This window comes from Pseudarthrobacter cellobiosi (assembly GCF_023913815.1).
In the GTDB taxonomy this organism is placed as follows: Bacteria; Actinomycetota; Actinomycetes; order Actinomycetales; family Micrococcaceae; genus Arthrobacter; species Arthrobacter cellobiosi.
Map to the genome: position 1 here is coordinate 104,397 of NZ_JAMXBK010000021.1, position 20,727 is coordinate 125,123.

The 20,727-nt window shown below is 65.2% G+C and carries 20 protein-coding genes and 1 tRNA gene; 8 read left to right on the top strand and 13 right to left on the bottom strand.

Annotation, left to right across the window (positions count from 1 at the left end; genetic code table 11):
• The first annotated feature begins 136 nt into the window (after positions 1-136).
• On the top strand, positions 137-865 hold the full coding sequence (locus NG701_RS07265; protein ID WP_252565799.1) for a FadR/GntR family transcriptional regulator: 729 nt from the start codon (positions 137-139) through the stop codon (positions 863-865).
• 42 nt (positions 866-907) lie between these two features.
• Here NG701_RS07265 and NG701_RS07270 read toward each other — a convergent pair whose 3' ends face one another.
• From NG701_RS07270 to NG701_RS07280, 3 genes are read right to left on the bottom strand one after another with little or no spacing between them, the layout of a single operon-like run.
• Positions 908-2,032, bottom strand: a complete 1,125-nt coding sequence (locus tag NG701_RS07270) for an L-idonate 5-dehydrogenase (RefSeq protein WP_256472334.1) — start codon at positions 2,030-2,032, stop codon at positions 908-910.
• Complete coding sequence (locus NG701_RS07275; RefSeq protein WP_252565802.1) at positions 2,032-2,802, bottom strand: SDR family oxidoreductase; 771 nt, start codon at positions 2,800-2,802, stop codon at positions 2,032-2,034. Before NG701_RS07275 ends, NG701_RS07270 begins: the two co-directional genes overlap by 1 nt.
• Positions 2,799-3,743 carry an NAD(P)-dependent oxidoreductase gene (locus NG701_RS07280; RefSeq protein WP_252565805.1) on the bottom strand — a complete coding sequence of 315 codons (945 nt, stop codon included), beginning with the start codon at positions 3,741-3,743 and terminating at the stop codon, positions 2,799-2,801. Before NG701_RS07280 ends, NG701_RS07275 begins: the two co-directional genes overlap by 4 nt.
• 73 nt (positions 3,744-3,816) lie before the next feature.
• Here NG701_RS07280 and NG701_RS07285 point away from each other — a divergent pair, with 73 nt between their 5' ends.
• Entirely contained in the window at positions 3,817-4,881 is a 1,065-nt protein-coding gene (locus tag NG701_RS07285; RefSeq protein WP_308291988.1) for a D-2-hydroxyacid dehydrogenase, read from the top strand.
• Between the two features lie 212 nt (positions 4,882-5,093).
• Here NG701_RS07285 and NG701_RS07290 read toward each other — a convergent pair whose 3' ends face one another.
• The 8 genes from NG701_RS07290 to NG701_RS07320 form a co-directional block, all read right to left on the bottom strand.
• Positions 5,094-6,410, bottom strand: a complete 1,317-nt coding sequence (locus tag NG701_RS07290) for an MFS transporter (protein WP_252566153.1) — start codon at positions 6,408-6,410, stop codon at positions 5,094-5,096.
• Between the two features lie 215 nt (positions 6,411-6,625).
• Entirely contained in the window at positions 6,626-7,423 is a 798-nt protein-coding gene (locus NG701_RS07295; RefSeq protein WP_252565811.1) for an IclR family transcriptional regulator, read from the bottom strand.
• Positions 7,424-7,688: 265 nt separating this feature from the next.
• A complete protein-coding gene (locus NG701_RS07300) occupies positions 7,689-7,979 on the bottom strand; it encodes a hypothetical protein (RefSeq protein ID WP_252565815.1) in 291 nt (96 codons plus the stop codon).
• Positions 7,964-8,503, bottom strand: coding sequence for a GrpB family protein (locus NG701_RS21355; protein WP_374208662.1), 540 nt, complete (start codon positions 8,501-8,503; stop codon positions 7,964-7,966). The genes NG701_RS07300 and NG701_RS21355 overlap by 16 nt, the downstream gene beginning before the upstream one ends.
• A tRNA-Val gene (locus NG701_RS07305) sits at positions 8,467-8,542 on the bottom strand. Before NG701_RS07305 ends, NG701_RS21355 begins: the two co-directional genes overlap by 37 nt.
• A gap of 100 nt (positions 8,543-8,642) precedes the next feature.
• Positions 8,643-9,566: an NAD-dependent protein deacetylase gene (locus tag NG701_RS07310; RefSeq protein ID WP_252565819.1), complete on the bottom strand. Its 924-nt coding sequence runs from the start codon at positions 9,564-9,566 to the stop codon at positions 8,643-8,645.
• 6 nt (positions 9,567-9,572) lie between these two features.
• Positions 9,573-10,067 (bottom strand): peroxiredoxin, encoded by a 495-nt coding sequence (locus NG701_RS07315; protein ID WP_252565822.1) that lies wholly within the window; start codon positions 10,065-10,067, stop codon positions 9,573-9,575.
• Positions 10,064-10,483: a DUF3052 domain-containing protein gene (locus NG701_RS07320; RefSeq protein ID WP_248760175.1), complete on the bottom strand. Its 420-nt coding sequence runs from the start codon at positions 10,481-10,483 to the stop codon at positions 10,064-10,066. The genes NG701_RS07315 and NG701_RS07320 overlap by 4 nt, the downstream gene beginning before the upstream one ends.
• A gap of 398 nt (positions 10,484-10,881) precedes the next feature.
• Between NG701_RS07320 and aceE the strand changes: the two genes are divergently transcribed.
• The 6 genes from aceE (at position 10,882) to NG701_RS07350 (ending at position 18,864) form a co-directional block, all read left to right on the top strand.
• A complete protein-coding gene (gene aceE, locus NG701_RS07325) occupies positions 10,882-13,650 on the top strand; it encodes a pyruvate dehydrogenase (acetyl-transferring), homodimeric type (protein WP_252565826.1) in 2,769 nt (922 codons plus the stop codon).
• Positions 13,651-13,834: 184 nt separating this feature from the next.
• The gene (locus tag NG701_RS07330; protein WP_252565827.1) at positions 13,835-15,073 is read left to right on the top strand and encodes a PucR family transcriptional regulator; all 1,239 of its coding nucleotides are present in this window, start codon (positions 13,835-13,837) and stop codon (positions 15,071-15,073) included.
• An 88-nt stretch (positions 15,074-15,161) separates the two neighbouring features.
• Positions 15,162-16,091, top strand: coding sequence for an ACP S-malonyltransferase (locus NG701_RS07335; RefSeq protein WP_252565830.1), 930 nt, complete (start codon positions 15,162-15,164; stop codon positions 16,089-16,091).
• A complete protein-coding gene (locus tag NG701_RS07340) occupies positions 16,088-17,149 on the top strand; it encodes a beta-ketoacyl-ACP synthase III (protein ID WP_252565833.1) in 1,062 nt (353 codons plus the stop codon). Before NG701_RS07335 ends, NG701_RS07340 begins: the two co-directional genes overlap by 4 nt.
• A gap of 81 nt (positions 17,150-17,230) precedes the next feature.
• Entirely contained in the window at positions 17,231-17,476 is a 246-nt protein-coding gene (locus NG701_RS07345; RefSeq protein WP_009359314.1) for an acyl carrier protein, read from the top strand.
• A 152-nt stretch (positions 17,477-17,628) separates the two neighbouring features.
• Positions 17,629-18,864, top strand: coding sequence for a beta-ketoacyl-[acyl-carrier-protein] synthase family protein (locus tag NG701_RS07350; RefSeq protein ID WP_056349063.1), 1,236 nt, complete (start codon positions 17,629-17,631; stop codon positions 18,862-18,864).
• A 154-nt stretch (positions 18,865-19,018) separates the two neighbouring features.
• Here the strand turns inward: NG701_RS07350 and NG701_RS07355 are convergent, their stop codons facing one another.
• Positions 19,019-19,522 (bottom strand): DUF3145 domain-containing protein, encoded by a 504-nt coding sequence (locus tag NG701_RS07355; protein ID WP_056349065.1) that lies wholly within the window; start codon positions 19,520-19,522, stop codon positions 19,019-19,021.
• A gap of 274 nt (positions 19,523-19,796) precedes the next feature.
• On the bottom strand, positions 19,797-20,723 hold the full coding sequence (locus NG701_RS07360; protein WP_252565836.1) for a tyrosine recombinase XerC: 927 nt from the start codon (positions 20,721-20,723) through the stop codon (positions 19,797-19,799).
• Between the last annotated feature and the right edge of the window lie 4 nt (positions 20,724-20,727).

The following is a 20,727-nucleotide window of genomic DNA, read 5'->3' on the forward strand; positions in this document are numbered from 1 at the left end:
TGGCTCCGCGTTCGCTGCGAAGCACGCTGTCACGAACCGATGGATCCTAATAAAGCATATATATTCAATCGGCTTGAGGGAAGCGGTGCCCACTTTGTGGAACGGGGCCAGTCAATCCCAGTTTAGGCTTGAGTCCATGTCGACCAGCCTGCACCACCGTGCCATTGAGAACCTTGGCACCCGGATCATCACGGGCGAGCTGCCCACCGGACACATCATGCTGGCCGAGCACCTTGAGGAAGAACTGAAGGTTTCGCGGTCCGTGGTCCGCGAGGCTGTGCGGGTCCTTCAGTCCCTGGGCCTCGTGGAAACCACCAAGCGGGTGGGCATCCGCGTGCTGCCGCCGAGCCGCTGGAACCCCTTCGATTCCCAGGTCATCCGCTGGCGGCTGTCCAGCGACGCCCGCGGCGCCCAGCTGCGGTCACTGATCGAACTGCGTTCCGCCGTCGAGCCCGCCGCTGCCGAACTGGCAGCAAACAATGCACCGGCGCAGCTGCGGCGGGAACTGGTGGACATTGCCCATGCACTCCGCGACGCCGGCCACTCCGGGGACGCACAGAAGTTCCTGGAGCTGGACATCGCTTTTCACTCGGTCCTGCTCTCCGGGTCTGGCAACGAAATGTTCGCCAACCTGATGGGGCAGGTGGCGGAGACCCTGACGGGGCGCACTGTCCACGGACTGATGCCGGACCACCCCCACGAGGGGGCGCTCCAGTGGCACGTCGATCTGGCCGAAGCGGTCGCCGCCGGGGACGCCGCCACGGCCCGGGACGCGTCCGAACAGATCATGCGCCGCACCACCTCCCGGCTGTCCGGAACCTGGACGGACCAGCCCCGGGTGTTTATCCCGGTCCGCCGGACCTGACAACGCCCAGAACCAGCGAGAACCAGCGCGTCCTTTATCGTGCTATTCCGGTTGGAAGTTGAGGAGGACTTTTCCTGATGCGGCGGAGTTTTTGGCGGTTTCGAAGGCCTTGAGTCCTTGGCTGAGGGGGTATTCGTGGGTGATGACGGGGCCGATGTTCAGGGTGCTGTCGGCGAGTGCGGTGATGACGTCGTCGATCTCGTCGTTGAAGCGGAAGGACCCGCGCAGGTCCAGTTCCCGGGTGATTGCCAGGGAAACCAGGACAGGCTGGGGTCCGGTGGGCAGTAGCCCGACCATGACCACGGTCCCGCCCCGCCCCGCACCCTGAATGGCTGAGGCCAGGCCTCGGTGGCTGCCCGAGGACTCGATGACCACATCGGCCTGCACGGCCGCGATCGCGTCCGTGTCCCCGGCCTGCAGGGTGTGATCCGCTCCGACGGCGGAGGCGATCTCCAACGGTTTGGCATGGACGTCAACGGCGGTGATCCGTGCCGCGCCGGCACGCTTGAGGACCGCGACCGCCAGCGCACCGATCGGGCCGCAGCCGATCACCAGCACGCTCTTGCCGGCCACATCCCCGGCCCGTCCGACGGCGTGCCAGGCAACGGAGGCCGGCTCGATCAGCGCCGCGGTCCGCAGATCCAGGCCGGCCGGGAGCGCCCGCAGCATCCTCGCGGGCAGGTTCACGTACCGGGCGAATGCGCCCTCGGTGTGCGGGAACCGCGCCGCACTGCCCAGGTACGTACAGCCCGGGGAGAGGTTGGGCCGGTCCGTCGGCCACCGCACATCCCCCGCACCGGGGCCGGGGGTGGCCGGGTGGACCGCAACCGCGGCGCCCGCGGCCGGTCCGCTCCCGTCCGCCGCGGCCCGGACCACGGTCCCGGAAATCTCATGCCCCAGCACCAGCGGCGCCTTCAGGATGGATTCCCCCGCCGCGCCGTGCAGCCAGTAATGCAGGTCCGACCCGCAGATCCCGCCATACGCAACCTCGACCACCGCCTCGTCCGCGGTCGGTGCCGCCAACGGGACCTCCTCGATCCGCAGATCCCCCGCCGCATACGCCACCACCGCCGCACCCGACACCGGCAGGGCTGAAACGGGCACCGCGGAAACAGGCAGGACAGACCCGGTGACGGCTGCGTCGGGCGGTGTTGTGTTCGCGCGCATCAGACCACCACCGTCATTCCGCCGTCGATAAAGATGGTCTGCCCGTTCACAAAGTCCGACCCGTCCGAGGCCAGCCATACCGCCGGGCCGGCCAGGTCCTGGACCGTGCCCCACCGGTGCGCCGGGGTCCGGCCCAGGATCCAGGTGTTGAACTGCTCATCGTCCACCAGGTGCTGCGTCATCTCGGTGTGGATGTAGCCCGGGGCGATCCCGTTGATCTGCAGCCCGGACCCCGCCCACTCCGCCGTCATGGCCCGGGTCAGGTTCCGCAACCCGCCCTTCGCCGCCACGTACGGGGCGATCGTGGGCCGGGCCAGGTCCGTCTGCACCGAACAGATATTGATGATCTTGCCCCTGCCGCGCGGGATCATGTGCCGGGCGGCCTCACGCCCCACCAGGAACGCGCTCGTCAGATCCGTCCTGATCACCCGCTCCCAATCCGCCACATCCAGCTCCAGCATCGGCACCCGGTGCTGGATCCCGGCATTGTTCACCAGGATCTGCAACGGACCCACCTGCTCCTCCACCCACGAAATACCCCGGGCCGCCTCGGCATCACTCGTGACATCAAACGAGACACTATGGACCCGCCCCGGCGCGAAGTCCGCGGCCATCGCCACCTCGGCAGCCTTCAACCGCTCCGCATTAATCCCGTTCAACACCACCGTCGCCCCGGCATCAGCCAACGCCCGCGCCAACGCGTTGCCAATCCCCCGGCTCGAACCCGTCACCAGGGCAACCCGCCCCGTCAAATCAAAAAGTCCACTCATGGTGCAGCCGTCCCTTTCGTTGCGGCACCCACAGGTTCCGCGATATCGGTGTTGTCGCTCAGATTCGAAATGGCCTGGCGGACCACGGCAAGGTCCTGATGGCCAAGGCCCTGCCGCTTGAGGTCGGCGTAAAGCTCCACGGCGGCAGCCGCCATCGGCACGGCAGCGCCGGCCGCCCGGGCTGATTCGAGCACAAAGGACAGGTCCTTATGCATGAATTTCGCCGGGCCTGTTGGTGTGTAGTCCTTCCGGGCCAGACGCGGTCCCACGTTCTCCAGCACACGGCTGCCCGCAAGGCCGCCGGCCAGGACGCCGAAAAGCGCCGCTGGATCCATCCCGGAGCGCTCGGCGAGCTCGGCCGCTTCGGCGAGCGCCGCCGTCGTGGTTCCAACAATGAGCTGGTTGCAGGCCTTGGCGAGCGACCCCGCGCCCAGTGGGCCCATGTGCCTGACGGTTGTCCCCATCGCGTTGAAGAAGGGCTCGAGCCGCCGGAAGTCGTCCGCGGTACCGCCGGCCATGATGGCCAGGGTGCCGTCGGTGGCGCCCTTGGTCCCGCCGCTGACCGGGGCGTCCACTACTGTGGCGCGGCCGCGGCTTGCCGCGTGAACCCGTCGCCCGAAGTCCTGGACCTTCGCCGGTGAGACTGAGCTTGCGACCACCACGGCAGTGCCGGCCTGCGGCGGATTCTCATCCCAGCTCGCCAGCAACCCCGCCGAGGCCTCCTCGATGAAGGACAGGTCCGGAAGCATAAAGGCGATGATTGGCAGGTCCCGCAGGGATGCAACGTCGGGCGCGGAGTGGCCACCCTGCGCCACCAACTCCTGGAGGGGACCATCGGATCTGTTCCAGGCGGTGACCGCCCAGCCGGCACGGACCAGATTCGCTGCCATGGGCAACCCCATCAGCCCCAGGCCTACAAAGCCCGCTGTTCTGTCTTCCATATCTAGGCCTCGACTCACATCGTTGTGTGGTTAATGAAGGGAAATCTGTCCAATATCCTAGCCGCTATTCAGTATGATGAACACTATGACGACTCTAACCACCGTCGCGATCGCCGTCCCGCTCGAAGCAGAGCTGGTGGACCGCATCCGCGCCGTACACCCCTCCGTAACTGTCCTCTATGAGCCGGACCTGCTTCCGCCCGAGCGTTTTCCGGCCGACCACTCCGGGGATCCGGACTTCAAACGCACTCCCGCGCAGGAGGAGCAGTACTGGGCCATGCTCAACAAGGCGCAGGTGCTGTACGGCCTGCCCAATGAGAGCCCCGCGGGCCTGGCCCGCATCGCGCGCGAGAATCCACGGCTCCAGTGGGTCCACGCCATGGCCGCCGGCGCCGGCGGCGCTGTCAAGGCATCCGGGCTGGACCAGGAAACCCTCCTCAAATTCAAGGTGACCACCTCCGCCGGAGTCCACGCCCTGCCGCTGGCAGAATTCGCTGCCCTGGGAATCCTTAACGGCTTCAAGCGCAGCGCTGAGCTGGCCCAGGACCAGGCGGCCAAGGTGTGGCCCGAGCTTCGGACCCCCACCCGTTTGGTCAGCGGTTCCACGCTGGTAGTGACCGGCCTGGGCGAAATCGGCCTGGAGACCGCCCGGATCGCCCGCGCCCTGGGCATGACGGTCAGCGGCACCAAGCGGAATGTTGAGCCGCTCGAAGGAATCGAACAGGTTGCCGGCAACGACGGACTGGCCGGGCTGCTCGCCTTGGCGGACGCCGTCGTCAATACGCTGCCCGGCACGCCGTACACGGAGAAGCTCTTCAACCGTGACGTATTTGCAGCGATGAAGCCGGGAACGGTGTTTGTGAACGTCGGCCGCGGCACCGTGGTGGACGAGGACGCCCTGCTGGAGGCCCTGGACAACGGCCAGGTTTCCTACGCCTGCCTTGATGTCTTCGCCGTGGAGCCGCTGCCCCAGGACAGCCCGCTGTGGAACCACCCCAAGGTTATGGTGTCGCCGCATACCTCGGCGCTCAGTGCTGCGGAGAACCGCCTGATCGCGGAGCGCTTCTGCAGCAACCTGCGCACGTTCCTCAACGGCGGCGACCTCCCCCACCTGGTGGACCCGGTCCACTTCTACTAAGGCGCAGGCCCCGGCCGGCACCACAGAGCCCCTGCCGTGGATCCTAGAACCAGGAATCCGCAGCAGGGGCTCTTTGTGTCGGCGGCTGCGTCGGCGTCGCGTCGGCGGCCAAAAGTTACGCATTCATGCTGGGCGGCGCCCAATTAACGAGCGGCACGGAAATAGGCGGCCTCCCCATCAAGTGGAGGCCGCCTATTGCGTGGGTGGAGTGCCTAGCGTGCGTCCTCCACCAGGAGCAGGTCCCGGCCGTTGGTTTCCGGGGTGAAGAAGGTGGTGCCGAAGGAGATCAGCGCCAGGACCAGGGAGTAGATGGCGGGAACCAGCCAGGAATGGCCGGTCGCAGCCAGGAGGGCCACACCGATCATGGGTGCGAATCCGCCGGCCAGGACGGCTGAGAGTTCACGGCTCAGCGCCACGCCGGTGAAGCGGTGCTGGGAGCCGAAGAGTTCCGGCAGCATGGCGCACTGCGGACCGAGCATGGACTGCACGCCGAGTGAAATGCCCACCACCATGACCACCCAGACGAGGGTGACGTTGCCGAGCGTGACCAGGTAGAAGGCCGGCAGGGCGATGACGGCCTGAAAGAGGGCGCCGTAGCGGTATACAGGAACGCGTCCGAAGCGGTCGGAAAGGGCGCCGAAGGTGACCACCATGACCGCTGCGAATCCAGCGGCAATGAGGAGGCCGGTGGGGCCGATGAACTTGTCGCCGGCGAAGATTCCGGCGGGCATGCTGATGAAGGACACCAGGAGGGCGGAGTAAATGGAGGAGTTTCCGTTTTCACCCATCCGCAGGCCGATGCCGATGAGCACGTTCTTCTTCGAGTGCTTCCAGATCTCCACGACGGGGTTCTTGGCCACGGCTTTGTGCTTTTCCAGTTCCTGGAACACCGGCGTTTCCTTGAGTCGGAGCCGGATGAAGACCGCGATGACAATCAGAATGACGCTCGCCAGGAACGGAACGCGCCACAGCCAGCCCTGCAGCACTTCCTTGTCGGCCAGTGCCATCAGGGCGAAGGTGCCTGCGCCGAGCAGGGTGCCCAGCTGGATGCCGACGAACGGCAGTGCGGCGAAGAATCCACGACGGCGGCGCGGGGCCACTTCTGAAATCAGGGTGGTGGCGCCTGCCTGCTCGGCGCCGGCGCCCAGGCCCTGAAGGATTCGAAGGGCAACCAGGAGCACCGCGCCGACCATTCCCGCCTGTTCAAAGGTGGGCAGGAGCCCGATGGCGAAGCTGGCCATGCCCATCAGGCCGATGGTCAGGATCAGGACCATCTTCCGGCCGAACCGGTCACCGATGTAGCCGAAGACGATGCCGCCGAACGGCCGGGCTGCGAAGCCCACACCATAGGTGGCGAACGACGCGATCACGGCGCCGCTTTCCCCCAGCGGTGAGAAGAAGAGCGGTCCAAAGATCAAGGCCGAGGCGAGGCCGTAGATGTAGAAGTCGTAGTACTCCAGTGCGGAGCCTACTGAGCTGGCAAGAGTTGCCCTTCGCAGCTGCTCCGGATCGACGGCGGCGCCGTCCATGTCAGTCTGCGGTGATTTAGTACGAGTTGTCACAAGAACTCCCTCAAAAACACTCCAGGCCCCCGTTGGCCTGGTGGGATAGCGAGGACACGCCGTGGCGTCGATCACTATACTGAACAGAGTACAGCAAGTTGAACACGTAGCAAGTGGTTGACGGATATTTTGTTCACAACCGGGGTGATGAACGTTAAATAGGGCCGCCAGAGCGCGGACACTCAGCCCATTGGGTTGCCCAGGGACCGCGCCAGCTCGTTCAGTTCCTTGACCATCCGGGAACCCTGCTCCGCGGAGTATGTGGCCTTAAGGGCCGTGACTGACAAACCAAGGCTCGGGCCGTGGGCACCGCGCGTAGGCACGGCCACAGCCAGGCAGACCACTCCAGTAGTGGATTCCTCATCTTCGAACGCATAGCCCTGTTCACGGATGGTTGTGAGCTGCGCCTTCAATTCGGCCCCGGTGCGGAGGGACTTCGGGGTCAGCACCGGAAGCTGGGCGTCATCGGAAAACATTGCGTCGACGTCGTGGTCGTGAAGGCGGGCAATCAGGGCCTTGCCCACGGCACACAGGGACACCGGCATCTTGTCACCGATGTTGGACGTCAGCCGGACCGCCGGATGGCCCTCGTAGCGGGCCAAATAGATCACGTTGGTTCCGTCCAGCATGGCTATGCGTACTGTCTCCCCGGAAAGGGTCGGCGCCTGCTCGCAGAACCGGTAGAACTCCTGTACTTCGTCGAGCCGGCTGAGATAGGCGGCGCCGAGTTCCACGAGCTTGCGGCCCAGCGTGAATTCGGCGCCCTGGCGGCTGATCAGCCGGGCTTCTTCCAACGCCAGCAACAGGTTGGAGGTGGACGACTTGGGGATACCCAGCTCGCGGGCCAGGTCGCTCAGTGTCAGCCGCCCCGTCGCAGAGGCTGACAAGGCGTCCATGACGGCGGCGGCACGCGTGACCGCCGGCGCCGGCGATGTGCTCCCCAAACCCTCGGAGGAGCGGGAGGTGCGGGAATCGGCCATGATTCTCCTTCGATCGGCACGCCGGAGCGCTTCGCGTAGATGCGTTCATTCTGCTGAACAGTAACCATCATAATGGCTTAGCGGTGATTCAGGGCCCGGGCCAAGGCGCCGTCCGCCGCGCCACGTACCCCGGTTCGCCTGGCATTTGTTTGTTTCAGGAAGTTCACGGTATATTCATTTCAGACCCTCCACCGCGGCATCCCCCAATAGTCGCGGTGGAGGGTTTTCCAATGCCTGAATGTTTTCGCGGGCTTGGCCGCCGGGTTCAGGCGACGTCCACCACGGATTCCCTCAGCCTCCAGCCGCCACCAAGGCCGTCGCGCTCCAGCACCATGGTGGTCAGCGCGGACTGCGGATTGCGGCCCAGCCGCACCTGGACCTGCAAGACCTCAACGTCCACGCGGCCCAACCCTTTGGGCATACGCCGCTGCGCCTCCCACCAGCTCACACGCTCAAACCATCTCACTGCCTCGGCACCGACGGCCCACTCCCTGCCGTTGCTGACCACCGCCGTCGGGCTGCCGTCCTTGGCCGTCTTCATCACCACATATTCCATAGCGGGAACACTAGGGACAGCCACCGACAATATGGCGCCCTAGCGGAATTGAGCCAGGATGGCACGGATTGTTGAACCCTTGGCGTCTGCGTAGTCCTGCATGAAAGTCCATCCTGATCCGCCAGCCTACGTTTGAGCTGTTCGTATTCGATCCGGGCGTCCTGGTCACTTCGGAGGTAGTCCCGAAACCGGATCATGCGCGTTGCTTCCTCGCATCCAGCGGTGAACACGTGCAAATTCACCTCGTGAACCTTGTGATTCAACAGGCGGTGTTCGAACCACCCCGGCTCGCGGAGGTGGTGAAGGAACCCGACGGTCTCAAGCTGGGGGATGTACGTTTCCTCAGCGGCGGAGTCTTTGACGAGCAGGACAATGTCGATGACCGGCTTCGAAGCAAGCCCGGGAACCGATGTCGAGCCGACGTGCTCCACTGTGCAACAAAAACCCCGCCGTTCCCGGCCACTCGGGCCAGGAACAACGGGGTTGGTGGTGGGTCCTACCGGGATCGAACCGATGACATCCACGGTGTAAACGTGGCGCTCTACCAGCTGAGCTAAAGACCCAAACTGCCAGTTTTTCGCACCTCAGCGCGTCAACCAACGAACATAAACTCTACCTGACGGGCGGGACGAAAAGCCAATCGACACGATCGGCCCCGAACGGTCAAAGATCGGGGAGTTCGGCGGCGAGCCAGGTCAGTGCCTCGCTGACGCCTGCGTCGAGCTTGATGGTGGCGTACTGGTCGCCCCGGGTATCGCCCCTGTTGATGATCACCACAGGCTTGCCGTCCTTCGCCGCGTGACGGACGAACCGCAGTCCGCTCATCACGGTCAGCGATGATCCGGCAACAAGCAATGCCTCTGCACTGTCCACCATCGCGTAGGCGGCTTCCGCGCGTTCCTTGGGCACGTTCTCGCCGAAGTAGACAAAGTCGGGCTTGAGCATTCCGCCGCAGGCGGGGCAGGCGGCGACCACAAAACTGCTGACCAGAGCCATGTCCTCAACAGTGGCGTCGGCGTCGGGCGCCATTTCCACCAGGCCGGACGTTGTGGCGCGCGCCAGGAAGCCGGGATTGAGTTCGTCGAGCACCCCCGCCAGCATGCGGCGGGTATAGGTGCGTTTGCATTCAAGGCAGACCACCCGGTCAAAACGGCCGTGGAGGTCAATGACATTCCGGCTGCCGGCGTCTTCATGCAGCCGGTCCACGTTCTGCGTGATTAACCCGGCGAGCAGGCCCCGCCGCTCAAGTTCTGCGGCCGCACTGTGCCCAGGGTTTGGATCTGCGTGCCGCAAGTGGGACCAGCCGATATGGTTCCGCGCCCAATAGCGCTGGCGGTTGGCGGCGTCACGCACAAACTCCTGGTACGTCATGGGCGACCGTGGCACGGCGTCCGGCCCGCGGTAATCCGGTATGCCCGAATCGGTGCTCAGCCCGGCGCCGGTCAGCAGCACCAGTCGGTTGCCGGACAACAACTCCTTGACGCGTTCCAGTCCTTGAAGGTCCGTACTGGACAGCGCAGCAGGGTCAGCGGCTGCCGGCAGGCTGGCGAAGCCCGTCAGGCCGATGCCGTGCCGCTGCTGGTCCATGCGGCTTCAGGCCTGTTCCAGACCTGCCAGAGCATCCTGGTATTCGGCGAGCTCGCGGGCCTGCCCACGCGGATTCACCACGACGTAGCGGATTGTTCCGGTTGCATCGATGATGAACGTCCCGCGCCCAGCCATACCGCTCTCCGGGTCGAAGACACCGTACGCGGTGGCGACAGCGCCGTGCGGCCAGAAGTCGGCCAGAAGGTCAAAGCCGTAGCTTTCCTTCTCGGCATAGGCCCGCAGGCTGAACTTGCTGTCCACAGACACGGCCAGGACAGTGGCCCTGGCATCCTCGAACGCGGCCAGGTTGTCCCGGATTTCGCAGAGCTCGCCGGTGCAGACACCCGAAAATGCAAACGGATAAAACACCAGCACAACGTTCTGCCCGCGGAAAGTCGATAACCGGACAGGTTCTCCGAACTGGTTTACCAGCTCAAAGTCCGGGGCAAGCTCCCCCACCGCCGGAACAGTCTGCCCGGCTACGGCAAGAGCTGCCGTCACTTGTTCTTCCTGCTGACCAGGCGGGTGGCACTCCAGTCCTTTGACACACCTGCCGAGGTGGTGAGGTGCAGGCCCGCAGTGGGCGCCGCTTCCTGGATTTCCGCCGGCGACACGTACCCGGTGCGCCCGGACTTTGGCGTCAACACCCAAACAACCCCGGTTTCACTCAGGGTGGTCAGGGAATCCATGAGGCTATCTACCAGATCCCCGTCGCCCTCCCGCCACCAAAAAATGACGGCGTCAACAACGTCGTGATCGTCCTCGTCCAGGAGCTCGGACCCTGTCAGGTCCTCAATATCGTCACGTAAGTCGAAATCGACGTCGTCGTCGTAACCGAACTCCTGAATCAGATCCCCGTTTTTGAAACCCAATTTTTCCGCCACATTTACCGAAGTGGCGGCGTCGGCCTCGCTCACGTGTTCCTCCAATGCCTAATACATGCAATTCGCATAGTGATTTCCATTACTCCCAGCCAACACCCTTTGTGCCTGCGCTTCAAGCTGCCACCACCGCGATCCGCCATATTCTGCGTCACATCCGGCGCCGTCAGCCTGCGTTGCAGCGGCTTTCGTCACACAACCAGTATGACGGCGAAATACAACAGGGACGCCATGGACGCGGCTACGCATCGCGCTGGAGTCACAGCTAGAGTGACTGGTGACAACTATGCCTGCGGGGCGACCGCCTGGAACTCAATGGCAGACATAGGCGTGATAGGACCCTGCCCGGCGCACATGACCGGGCTGTTGTAACCGATACGTCGCACACGTCGCATTCATGCCGGACAGTCACCCTGCCCGGCATGTGGGCGCCGATGCATGCGCGCAAAGAGAGGTTGGACGTGGCTGCAGGAGAAGAGACCTCCCATATCCTCAGCGGGTTGACAAACCAGCTGCCTGATCGTGATCCGGAAGAGACCGCCGAATGGCTGGAGTCCCTGGATGCCCTGATTCAGGAACAGGGCACCGAGCGTGCCCAATACATCATGCGGAGCCTGCTCCAGCGCGCCGGCGCGCAGAGCGTCGGCGTGCCGATGGTGACCACCACGGACTACGTGAACACCATCCCGGTGGATCAGGAAGCTCCTTTCCCCGGCAACGAGGAGTTCGAGCGCCGGTACCGGGCGTACATGCGCTGGAACGCCGCCATCATGGTGCACCGGTCCCAGCGGCCAAACATCGGCGTGGGCGGGCACATCTCCACCTACGCCGGGGCCGCCACCCTGTACGAGGTGGGCTTCAACCACTTCTTCCGCGGCAAGGACCACCCCGGCGGCGGTGACCAGGTCTTCTTCCAGGGCCATGCCTCCCCCGGCATGTACGCCCGCGCGTTCATGGAAGGCCGGCTCGCCGAGGAGGACCTGGACGGATTCCGGCAGGAAAAGTCCAAGGAAGGCCACGCGCTCTCCTCCTACCCGCACCCGCGCCTCATGCCAGACTTCTGGGAATTCCCCACGGTCTCCATGGGCATCGGCCCGATGAACGCGATCTACCAGGCCCAGTCCAACCGGTACCTGCACAACCGCGGCCTGAAAGACACCAGCGACCAGCAGGTCTGGGCGTTCCTGGGCGACGGCGAAATGGACGAGCCCGAGTCCCGCGGCCTGCTCCAGCTCGCCGCCAACGAGAACCTCGACAACCTCAACTTCGTGATCAACTGCAACCTCCAGCGCCTGGACGGTCCCGTCCGCGGCAACGGCAAGATCATGCAGGAACTCGAAGCGTTCTTCCGCGGCGCGGGCTGGAACGTCATCAAGGTCGTCTGGGGCCGGGAGTGGGATGACCTGCTCACCAAGGACTCCGACGGCTCGCTCGTGAAGATCATGAACGAGACCCCGGACGGTGACTACCAGACCTACAAGGCAGAATCCGGCGGGTTTGTCCGCGAGCACTTCTTCGGCAAGACCCCGCAGACCAAGGACATGGTCGCGGACCTCTCCGACGACGAGATCTGGAACCTCAAGCGCGGCGGCCACGACTACCGCAAGGTCTACGCCGCGTATAAGGCTGCCACCGAATTCAAGGGCAAGCCCACCGTGATCCTGGCCAAAACGGTCAAGGGCTACGGACTCGGACCGCACTTCGAGGGCCGCAACGCGACCCACCAGATGAAAAAGCTCACCCTCGATGACCTGAAGAAGTTCCGCGACCACCTGCGGATTCCGGTCACCGACGAGCAGCTGGAGAAGGACCCGTACCAGCCCCCGTACTTCCACCCGGGCACCGATGCGCCGGAGATCCAGTACATGATGGAACGCCGCGCCCAGCTGGGCGGTTCTGTTCCTGAGCGCCGCTCCAAGCACCAGGAGATCGCCCTCCCGGAGGCAAAAACGTACGAGGTTGCCAAGCGCGGTTCCGGGAAGCAGCAGGCGGCCACCACCATGGCGTTTGTCCGGCTCCTCAAGGACCTTATGCGGGACAAGAACTTCGGCAAGCACATCGCGCCGATCATCCCCGATGAGGCCCGCACGTTCGGCATGGACGCATTCTTCCCCACGGCCAAGATCTACAACCCCAAGGGCCAGAACTACCTGTCGGTGGACCGGGACCTCGTCCTCGCGTACAAGGAATCGGCCCAGGGCCAGCTGATCCACCCCGGCATCAATGAAGCCGGCGCGGTCGCAGCGTTCACCGCCGCCGGCACCGCCTACGCCACCCACGGCGTACCGCTGATCCCGGTGTACGTGTTCTACTCCATGTTCGGCTTCCAGCGCACCGGCGACGCCTTCTGGGCCGCCGGGGACCAGATGGCCCGCGGGTTCATCATCGGCGCCACCGCCGGGCGGACCACACTGACCGGCGAAGGCCTCCAGCACGCCGACGGCCACTCCCCGCTGCTGGCCTCCACGAACCCGGCAGTGGTCACCTACGACCCCGCCTACGGGTACGAGATGGGCCACATCATCCGGGACGGCATCGAGCGCATGTACGGGCCCGATTCGGCTGACCGGAACCTGATGTACTACATCACGGTCTACAACGAGCCCATCACGCAGCCCGCAGAGCCCGAAGAGCTCGACGTGGAAGGTGTCCTCAAGGGCATCTACCTCCTGGCTCCGGCGAAGATCGACGGTCCCCGGACCCAGATCCTGGCCTCCGGTGTCTCGGTTCCCTGGGCCATCGAAGCCCAGCGGCTGCTCGCCGAGGACTGGGGCGTCTCCGCCGACGTCTGGTCCGTCACGTCCTGGAACGAACTGCGCCGCGATGGCATGGCCGCCGAGGAGGAGGCCTTCCTGAACCCGGGCCAGCCCGCCCGTGTTCCGTTTGTGACCCAGCAGCTTGCCGGCGCCACAGGACCCGTGGTTGCGGTCTCGGACTACATGAAGGCCGTCCCGGACCAGATCCGCCAGTTTGTGCCGAACGAGTTCGCCACGCTGGGTGCGGATGGCTTCGGCTTCTCCGACACCCGTGCAGCTGCCCGCCGCTTCTTCAAGAACGACATCCACTCCATCGTGGTCCGTTCCCTGGAACTGCTGGCACGCCGCGGCGAAGTTGATGCCCAGGCCCCGGCCCAGGCAATCGAGAAGTACAAGCTGCACAACGTCAACGCCGGTTCCACCGGCAATGCGGGCGGCGAGTCCTGATCAACTCCCGCTGACCTGCTGTCAGCGGAAATGAACGACGACGGCGACCCTCACCGAAAAGGCGAGGGTCGCCGTCGTCGTCCCCCTGCCTTTCCGGACAGGAGGCCGCCTGTGATGCAGGTCCAACAACGTTGTAGCCTTTGCACAAATGGAGCTTGCCGGGCAGGCACCGTATGCTCGTAGGATGCCAGAGCCAACCACCCCGCCCGTGAAGCGCAAGCCGCGCAGCATGACACCGGAGAAATCCGAAACCCTGAAAAAGCTCCGGGCAAGCGTGGGCCAGCTCTCCACCACCACCCTTCGCCAGCTGGAGAAGTCGCTGCCGTGGTATTCGCGGCTCAGCTCCGACGAGCGCTCGGCCCTGGGCATGGTGGCGCAAAACGGCATCGCAGCGTTTGTCACCTGGTATGAGCGGCCCAGCTCACCGTCGTGGATCCTCTCCGACGTTTTTGGGACGGCCCCCACCGAGCTGACGCGCTCCATCAGCCTCCAGAAGGCGCTCCAGCTCATCCGCATCGTGGTGGAAGTGGTGGAAGACCAGGTGCCGGTCATTGCCCCCGAAGCTGACCAGCCCTCCCTCCGCGAAGCGGTGCTGCGGTACTCACGGGAAGTGGCCTTCGCGGCGGCAGACGTGTACGCGCGGGCGGCCGAGTCCCGCGGTTCCTGGGATACGCGGCTGGAAGCGCTGATCGTGGACGCCATCCTCCGTGGCGAAAACACGGACGCCCTGCGGTCCCGGATCGCCGCGCTGGGTTGGAAGGCACAGGAGAGGTTCACCGTGATGGTGGGCAATTCGCCGTCGGAACCCAGTGCCAGCTACGTCAGCGAACTGCGCCGCCTGGCAGGCCGCTACGCCGAGGATGCGTTGGTGGGCATCCAGGGCGACCGGCTGATCCTGATCCTTGGCGGCGTCCAGGACCGCGAGACCGCATACCTGAAACTCAGCGAAATGTTCGCCCCCGGCCCGGTGGTCTACGGCCCGGAAGCCGGCTCCCTGCTGGAGGCCAGCGGATCAGCGCAGTCTGCCTTTGCCGGCCTGACCGCGGCAAGGGCGTGGCCCGCCGCTCCCCGGCCCGTGGCCGCCGATGACCTGTTGCCGGAACGCGTCATCTCCGGTGACGAAGCGGCGCGCCGTTCCCTGGTGAAGAACATCTACCGTCCGCTTGTCGCCGCCTCCAACGGGCTGGTCGAGACCTTGGGTACCTACCTGGAGTTGGGCCATTCCCTTGAGGCTACTGCCCGCGAATTGTTTGTCCACGCCAACACCGTCAGGTACCGGCTCAAGCGCGTCTGTGACGTTACGGGCTGGGATCCGCTCCTCCCCCGGGAGGCGTTTGTGCTGCAAGCGGCGCTGGTAGTCGGGCGGCTTTCAGCCCCGCCAAAAGCCCCGGCGGAGCGTCATCCGGCGCGGAACCAGCCGTGAGTCGTTGTAGACTTCCTACAATCTGACCCCTTGAGCTTGGTGCAGACAAACACCGCTGGATGACCCCGAAATTTGGAAAGCTGGATACGTGCTTGCAATAGTCTGCCCTGGACAGGGCTCACAGACCCCGGGTTTTCTGGCCCCTTGGCTGGAACTGCCTTCGGTAGCAGGCCATCTGGCCTCCCTCAGTGAGATCGCAGGCATCGACCTGACAGCCCACGGGACCACCTCTGACGAGGAAACTATCAAGGACACCGCCGTTGCGCAGCCCCTGATTGTTGCCGCCGGGCTGGTGGCCGCAAAGTCGCTGTTCGACGTCGAACTCGGCACGCTTCCCGTGATCCTTGCCGGCCACTCCGTCGGTGAAATCACCGCCTCGGCCCTCGCCGGCGTGCTCACCGAGCAGGAAGCCATGACGTTCGTCCGGGAACGCGCCAACAGCATGGCTGCCGCAGCTGCCGTAACCCCCACCGGCATGAGTGCCGTGGTGGGCGGGGACCCTGCAGAGGTCCTGGCCGCCATCGAGGCTACCGGCGCGACACCGGCCAATGTCAACGGCGCGGGCCAGACCGTGGCAGCCGGAACCTTCGAACAGCTCAAGGCCCTGGCGGACAACCCTCCGGCCAAGGCGCGCGTCATCCCGCTGAAGGTGGCCGGGGCGTTCCACACCTCCCACATGTCACCCGCCGTGAGCGCCCTCGAGTCGCTCAAGCCCAGCCTCAAGCCGCAGAAGCCGCAGGTGCCCCTGCTGTCCAACTTTGACGGCCGGGAAGTCACCGACGGCGGCGCCGCCGTCGAGAGCCTCATCGCGCAGGTCTCGCGGCCGGTCCGCTGGGACCTCTGCATGGAAACCCTTGTGCAGCGCGGCGTCACCGGTGTCATTGAGCTGGCCCCGGCCGGCACCCTGGCCGGGCTCGCCAAGCGCGGCATGCCCGGCGTCAAGACCGTTGCAGTCAAAACCCCGGACGACCTCACGGCCGCACTGGCACTCTTCGCAGAACTGGAGGGAAATGCATGAGCGTTCCCACGCTGAAACAGGTTCCCGTCAACGAATACAGCCGCATCATCGGCCTCGGCGCATTCCGGCCTGACGTCATCGTCACCAACGACGACGTCTGCCAGTGGATTGATTCCTCGGACGAATGGATCCGCCAGCGGACCGGCATCGTGACCCGTCACCGGGCCGCCGCCGACGTCAGCGTCATCGACATGGCAGAGGGCGCTGCCCGGGAGGCCCTGCAGCAGGCAGGCATCGAAGCCTCCCAGCTGGGTGCCGTCATCGTTTCCACCGTCACCCACCCGTACGCCACGCCGTCGGCTGCCGCCGCCCTGGCTGACCGCATCGGTGCGACGCCGGCTCCGGCCTTCGATATCTCGGCCGCCTGCGCCGGGTACTGCTACGGCATCGCCCAGGCTGATGCCTTAGTCCGCGCCGGCACGGCCACGTACGTGTTGGTGGTTGGCGCGGAGAAGCTTTCCGACGTCATCGACAACCGGGAACGCACCATCTCCTTCCTGCTGGGCGACGGCGCGGGCGCTGTTGTGATCGGCCCCTCGGACACCCCCGGAATCGGACCCTCGGTGTGGGGTTCGGACGGAAGCAAGTGGGACGCCATCGGCATGACGCGTTCCATGCTGGATGTTCGCGACCTCAGCATGGCGGCCCGCCAGTCCGACGAGCCCGGCGACTTTGCCCTGCTCGAAGAAGCGCAGGAGCTCTACCCCACACTCCGCCAGGACGGGCAGACCGTCTTCCGCTGGGCGGTCTGGGAAATGGCCAAGATGGCACAGCAGGCTTTGGAGGCCGCTGGTGTCCAGGCTGAAGACCTTGTTGCGTTCATCCCGCACCAGGCCAACATGCGGATCATCGACGAGATGGTCAAAAAACTGAAACTTCCCGAATCCGTCACCGTGGCCCGGGACATCGCCGATGCCGGAAACACCTCGGCGGCCTCCATCCCCCTGGCCACCCACCGCCTGCTCAAGGAAAACCCTGAGCTCAGCGGCGGCCTCGCACTCCAGATCGGCTTCGGCGCCGGGTTGGTCTTCGGTGCCCAGGTAATCGTCCTTCCTTAGGAACGCCCCATACAGGCCGCATCCGCGGACTGCACCGTTTCCGGCATCCCCTGCCGGCAATAACAAGAAAAGGAGCCATCAATGGCTAGCAACGAAGAGATCCTGGCCGGCTTGGCTGAAATCGTCAACGAAGAAACCGGCCTTGCCCCCGAGGCTGTGGAACTGGACAAGTCCTTCACCGAGGACCTGGACATCGACTCCATCTCCATGATGACCATCGTGGTCAACGCCGAAGAGAAGTTCGGCGTGCGTATCCCGGACGAAGAGGTCAAGAACCTCAAGACCGTGGGCGACGCCGTCAGCTTCATCGCCGGCGCTCAGGCCTAGCCAAGGCTTCAGCCCCTTATGGCTGACTGGACTGCCGGTCCGTGCTCAGGCCGGACCGGCAGTCCACCACATTTTTCGGCAGCCAGCTGCCCCACACGCGGGACCCCGCCGGACAACCGGATACGGCCTGCCCACCGACAGAGAGTGATCCAATGACACGCAAAGTAGTCATTACCGGTCTGGGTGCTACCACGCCCATCGGCGGCGACGTACCCACCATGTGGAACAACGCGCTGAAGGGGGTCTCCGGTGCCCGCACGCTGGAAGACGAATGGGTCGCCAAGTACGAACTGCCGGTCCACTTCGCCGCCCGCTGCTCCACTCCGGCACTGTCGGTCCTGAGCCGCGTTGAGGCCAAGCGGATGGACCCGTCCACCCAGTTCGGCGTCATCGCCTCCCGTGAAGCCTGGGCCGATTCCGGCATCACCGAGATTGACCCCGACCGCCTTGCCGTCGCCTTCGCCACCGGCATCGGCGGCGTCTGGACGCTGCTGGACGCGTGGGACACGCTGAAGGAAAAGGGCCCGCGCCGCGTCCTGCCCATGACGGTGCCCATGCTGATGCCCAACGGCGTCGCAGCAGCCGTCAGCCTTGACCTTGGCGCCCGCGCCGGCGCCCACACGCCTGTTTCGGCCTGCGCGTCGGGCACCGAGGCCCTTCACCTGGGCCTGGAGCTGATCCGCTCCGGCAAGGCCGACGTCGTGATGTGCGGCGGCGCCGAGGCGGCCATTCACCCCATGCCCCTGGCCGCGTTCTCGTCCATGCAGGCGCTTTCCCGCCGCAACGATGACCCCCAGGGCGCCTCACGCCCGTACGATCTGGGCCGCGACGGCTTTGTGATGGGCGAAGGCGCCGGTGCGCTGGTGCTTGAGGCTGAGGAGCATGCCATTGCCCGCGGCGCCCGCATCTACGCCGAACTGGCCGGCACCTCCGTGACGGCCGACGCCTACCACATCACCGCCCCGGACCCGCAGGGCCTGGGCGCCACCCGCGCGCTGAAGGCAGCGATGTTCGACGGCCGGATCCAGGCCGAGGACGTTGTCCATGTCAACGCGCACGCCACCTCCACTCCCGTAGGTGACAAGCCCGAGTACACGGCCCTCCGCGCATCGCTGGGGAACCACCTCGACAACGTCGCAGTGTCCGCCACCAAGTCACAGATGGGCCACCTCCTGGGCGCGTCCGGTGCCGTGGAGGCAGTACTCACCGTGCTGGCCGTCTACCACCGCAAGGCCCCGGTCACTATCAACCTGGAGAACCAGGACCCGGAGATCCCGCTCGACGTCGTCACGTCGGCGAGGGATCTGCCGGCAGGCGACATCGTGGCGCTGAGCAACTCGTTCGGCTTCGGCGGCCACAACGCCGTGATCGCTGTCCGCAGCATCTAACGGCAGCGCGGGAACAGCATGTACCGCAGACGAAGCAGAGGCCCCGCCATGTGGCGGGGCCTCTGCTTTTGCTATGGAGCCCCGCATTCCGATCCGGCACGGCTTATGCCGGGACAGCGGAGAGGAAGTACGACAGAGTGATGTCCGACGGCGGTCAGCCCACCTGGTGCAGCCAGCGGACCGGTGCGCCCTCGGCTGCGTGGCGGAACGGTTCAAGTTCCTCGTCCCACGCCTCACCCAAGGCCAGGGAGAGCTCATGATACACGGCCGAAGGATCGCCGGCGCCCGATTCGTAGGCGTAACGGATGCGGTCCTCTGAGACCATGATGTTGCCGTGGACGTCCGTGGTGGCATGGAAGATCCCCAATTCGGGGGTATGCGACCAGCGGCCGCCGTCAACGCCCTGGCTCGGCTCTTCAGTGACCTCGTAGCGCAGATGGGCCCAGCCGCGAAGGGAGGAAGCCAGCAGCGATCCGGTACCCGGGGTTCCTGTCCAGGAGAGCTCGGCGCGGAACATTCCGGGCGCGGCAGGCTGAGGGGTCCACTCTAGATCCGTCCGCTTGTCCACGACGGATCCAATGGCCCACTCAACGTGCGGACACAGTGCTGTAGGGGCTGAGTGAACAAACAGCACACCGCGGGTCATTGCAACAGACATTCCATCCTCCATAGCTGTAGGTACGTCTTCCCCAACGACCTCTGCCTGGATGAAACTGCCCGGTGCTGTATGTTCCAGCGGCGGTGTTCCCTGCCTGATTATTAAGCTGTGTCCGGACTTGCGGTAACGCACGAAGCGAAAGAGCTTCACGCGAAACTTGAAAGTTGCCGGACGTGACTCTTATTGTGCCGTACGCCGCGTAATTACGCCAGTGCGATTCGCCACGGGTGGCACGGTCCTGGAATTACCCCGCGTTGGCGGGAATCCCCGGCTCTCAGGCCCGGGGATGGGCCTGCTGGTAGCTGCTCCGGAGCCGCTCAACGGACACATGGGTGTAGATCTGCGTGGTGGCGAGGCTGCTGTGGCCCAGGATTTCCTGGACCGCACGAAGATCCGCGCCGCCATCGAGCAGGTGCGTTGCCGCAGTATGCCTTAGCGCGTGCGGACCGGTTGCTGAGGTGTCGCCCAAAGCTTCGAAGAGAGCATTCACCACGGTCCTGACCTGACGCTGGTCAACTCGGTTTCCTCTGGCGCCCAGGAAAAGCGCCGGTCCGCTGTGGCCCGTCGCCAGGAGCGGCCTGGCCCTGCGGAGCCAGTCGTCGACCGCTACAGCTGCCGGGACGCCGTAGGGAACCGTCCGTTCCTTGTTGCCCTTGCCGACCACCCGCAGGGTCCGGCGGTCCGGGTTGAGATCGTCCACATCCAAGGCGGCCAGCTCCCCCACCCGTAGCCCCGTGGCGTATAGGAGCTCCACCATGGCCCGGTTGCGCACCGGAACCGGTGACCCGTCAGCCGCGGCTTCTTCCAGACTGTTCAGCAGCCTGAGGAGTTGTTGGGACTGCAGCACCCCGGGCAGTGACTTGTCCGCTTTGGGAGCCCTGAGACGGAGGGCAGGGTCGGTCTCGATGAGTTCTTCCCGCATGGCCCACGTGGTGAAGGAACGCGCTGTGGCCGATCTCCGCGCAAGGGTGGCCCGGGATATCCCGGCCTGGCTCTGCGCCCCGAGCCAGCGTCGGAGAGTGCCCAGCTCCAGGCCCGGCAGATCCGTAACGCCCTCGGAGGCGGCGTATTCCAGGAGGCTTCGAAGATCGGACAGGTATGCCCGAAGCGTATGCCCGGACCGGGCCCGCTCGGCGGTCAGGTATCTACCGAAGTCTGCAAGTGCCTGCTCAAACGCCCGGGACAGTTCCTGATTCTGCACTTTT

Coding starts and splice junctions, on each gene's coding strand:
- NG701_RS07280 (WP_252565805.1), bottom strand. CDS start 3,743: ATGGAAGACAGAACAGCGGGCTTTGTAGGCCTGGGGCTGATGGGGTTG.
- NG701_RS07300 (WP_252565815.1), bottom strand. CDS start 7,979: ATGGAATATGTGGTGATGAAGACGGCCAAGGACGGCAGCCCGACGGCG.
- NG701_RS07310 (WP_252565819.1), bottom strand. CDS start 9,566: ATGGACCAGCAGCGGCACGGCATCGGCCTGACGGGCTTCGCCAGCCTG.
- NG701_RS07265 (WP_252565799.1), top strand. CDS start 137: ATGTCGACCAGCCTGCACCACCGTGCCATTGAGAACCTTGGCACCCGG.
- NG701_RS07295 (WP_252565811.1), bottom strand. CDS start 7,423: ATGGCCGATTCCCGCACCTCCCGCTCCTCCGAGGGTTTGGGGAGCACA.
- NG701_RS07285 (WP_308291988.1), top strand. CDS start 3,817: ATGATGAACACTATGACGACTCTAACCACCGTCGCGATCGCCGTCCCG.
- NG701_RS07290 (WP_252566153.1), bottom strand. CDS start 6,410: ATGGACGGCGCCGCCGTCGATCCGGAGCAGCTGCGAAGGGCAACTCTT.
- NG701_RS07345 (WP_009359314.1), top strand. CDS start 17,231: ATGGCTAGCAACGAAGAGATCCTGGCCGGCTTGGCTGAAATCGTCAAC.
- NG701_RS07340 (WP_252565833.1), top strand. CDS start 16,088: ATGAGCGTTCCCACGCTGAAACAGGTTCCCGTCAACGAATACAGCCGC.
- NG701_RS07270 (WP_256472334.1), bottom strand. CDS start 2,032: ATGCGCGCGAACACAACACCGCCCGACGCAGCCGTCACCGGGTCTGTC.
- NG701_RS07350 (WP_056349063.1), top strand. CDS start 17,629: ATGACACGCAAAGTAGTCATTACCGGTCTGGGTGCTACCACGCCCATC.
- aceE (WP_252565826.1), top strand. CDS start 10,882: ATGCATGCGCGCAAAGAGAGGTTGGACGTGGCTGCAGGAGAAGAGACC.
- NG701_RS07330 (WP_252565827.1), top strand. CDS start 13,835: ATGCCAGAGCCAACCACCCCGCCCGTGAAGCGCAAGCCGCGCAGCATG.
- NG701_RS07355 (WP_056349065.1), bottom strand. CDS start 19,522: ATGTCTGTTGCAATGACCCGCGGTGTGCTGTTTGTTCACTCAGCCCCT.
- NG701_RS07275 (WP_252565802.1), bottom strand. CDS start 2,802: ATGAGTGGACTTTTTGATTTGACGGGGCGGGTTGCCCTGGTGACGGGT.